This window comes from Streptomyces sp. NPDC005070 (assembly GCF_053600395.1).
The window spans coordinates 1-2,053 of sequence record NZ_JBSFZS010000400.1 but is presented as its reverse complement, the minus strand read 5'-3'; the positions used below and the strand labels follow the sequence as shown (position 1 = coordinate 2,053).

The 2,053-nt window shown below is 69.9% G+C and carries 2 protein-coding genes and 2 pseudogenes; 3 read left to right on the top strand and 1 reads right to left on the bottom strand.

Features of this window, described 5'->3' with window-relative positions; genetic code table 11:
* The 3 genes and pseudogenes from ACWEBX_RS39555 to ACWEBX_RS39545 form a co-directional block, all read left to right on the top strand.
* Positions 1-1,387 (top strand): DEAD/DEAH box helicase (locus ACWEBX_RS39555; RefSeq protein ID WP_451889539.1); only part of this gene is annotated, 1,387 nt, incomplete at its 5' end.
* 47 nt (positions 1,388-1,434) lie between these two features.
* On the top strand, positions 1,435-1,833 hold the full coding sequence (locus ACWEBX_RS39550) for a CBS domain-containing protein (RefSeq protein ID WP_451889538.1): 399 nt from the start codon (positions 1,435-1,437) through the stop codon (positions 1,831-1,833).
* A 52-nt stretch (positions 1,834-1,885) separates the two neighbouring features.
* Positions 1,886-1,957 (top strand): annotated as a pseudogene (locus ACWEBX_RS39545) (SCO5918 family protein); the annotation flags it as partial.
* Here ACWEBX_RS39545 and ACWEBX_RS39540 read toward each other — a convergent pair.
* Positions 1,958-2,053, bottom strand: a pseudogene (locus ACWEBX_RS39540) (carboxymuconolactone decarboxylase family protein); the annotation flags it as partial.

The following is a 2,053-nucleotide window of genomic DNA, read 5'->3' as shown; positions in this document are numbered from 1 at the left end:
CGGCGGCCCTGCCCGAACCGGCAGTTACGGTCGCCGGCCCGCCGCGGTGCAGGGCGAGTTCGCGCTCCCCACCACGATCACTCCCGCGCTGCCTGCGGTTGAGGGCTTTGCCGATCTTTCCATGCCCGAGCAGCTGCTCGCCGAACTCGGCCGGCAGGGCGTGGCTGTGCCGTTCCCGATCCAGGGCGCGACGCTGCCGAACTCCCTGGCGGGCCGTGACGTCCTGGGCCGCGGGCGCACCGGTTCCGGAAAGACCCTCGCCTTCGGTCTCGCCCTGCTCGCCCGCACCGCCGGACAGCGCGCCGAACCTCGCCAGCCACTCGGGCTGATCCTTGTCCCCACACGTGAGCTGGCGCAGCAGGTGACCGATGCGCTGGCCCCGTATGCCCGGTCCGTCAGGCTGCGGCTGGCCACGGTGGTGGGCGGGATGCCGATCGGAAGGCAGGCCGGCGCGCTGCGCGGCGGGGCCGAGGTGGTCGTCGCGACTCCAGGCCGACTGAAGGATCTCATCGACCGTGGTGACTGCAGGCTGAACCAGGTGGGCATCACGGTGCTTGACGAGGCCGACCAGATGGCCGACATGGGGTTCATGCCGCAGGTCACCGCGCTGCTGGATCAGGTGCGTCCGGGCGGGCAGCGGATGCTGTTCTCCGCCACCTTGGACCGCAACGTCGACCTGCTGGTGCGCCGCTATCTGACCGATCCTGTCGTGCATTCGGTTGACCCCTCTGCCGGTGCGGTCACGACGATGGAGCACCACGTCCTGCACGTCCACGGCGCCGACAAGCACGTCGCCACGACCGAGATCGCCGCCCGCGAGGGCCGCGTGATCATGTTCCTGGACACCAAGCACGCTGTTGACCGGCTGACGCAGGACCTCCTCAACAGCGGGGTACGGGCCGCCGCACTGCACGGCGGCAAGTCACAGCAGCAGCGCACCCGCACGCTGGCGCAGTTCAAGACGGGTCATGTCAGCGTGCTGGTGGCAACCAACGTCGCGGCGCGCGGGATCCACGTCGACAACCTTGACCTGGTCGTGAACGTCGACCCGCCGACCGACCACAAGGACTACCTTCACCGCGGCGGCCGTACCGCCCGGGCGGGCGAGTCCGGCAGCGTCGTCACCCTGGTCACACCGAGCCAGCGCCGCGGCATGGTCCGCCTCATGGCGGACGCCGGGATCCGCCCGCAGATCACCCAGATCCACTCGGGAGACGAGGCTCTGCACCGGATCACCGGCGCCCAGTCCCCGTCCGGCATCCCCGTCGTCATCACCGCACCGGTGACCGAACGGCCCAAGCGCGCCACGTCCCGGGGCCGGCGTCGCCCCTCGTCGACGACGCGGCGCGCGCCCGTACGCCAGAGCGCCTTGGATGCGGCGGCCTAGACCCCTTCGTGATCAGGAAGCTGACCCATCACTGCAGGAGGCACCTTTTGACGCTGGTTCAGATGCAGCCCCGCCCGAAGAGCAACGCGCACGCGACGGTGGCCGAGGGCATGGAGGCAGCCGGACCGCAGGTCTGTGACGACATGAGCGTCGAGGTCGCGCTGTCCGTCATGGCCGCCGCCCGCACGGGCCGACTGGTCATCTGCGACCAAGACGGCCAGTGCACCGGACTGGTCACGCGGGCTGAGCTCGCCGCCGTCCGCGACGGCTCCGCCTACACGGACCGTGTCCGGCTGCGCGACCTCCTTGGCGACCACAGGCTGTTCACCTCGCCTGTGACCACGCTGGCCGAAGCCGAGGACGCGATGCGTATCCGGCAGCTCGGTGCCCTGCCGGTGGTCGATGGGCAAGGCTGTGCTCTGGGCGTCTTCGCCCTCTCCCGCTGAGCCGCCTCATTCCGGCCGGACCGTTCTCCCGATTCTCTTTCTGTGAGGTCACATGCGCTGTGTCATCGCCCGCTTCCCCTTCGAGCTCACCAAGGTCAGCGTGCTGGAGTCGATGAAGGGCATCAGCCGCGGCCTCCTTGGTGTGCATGTCGACGCAGACCGCGCATCCGTTGATCTGGCTCACCCGCAGCGACACCAGCTCCTGCGTCGCGGCCGGCAA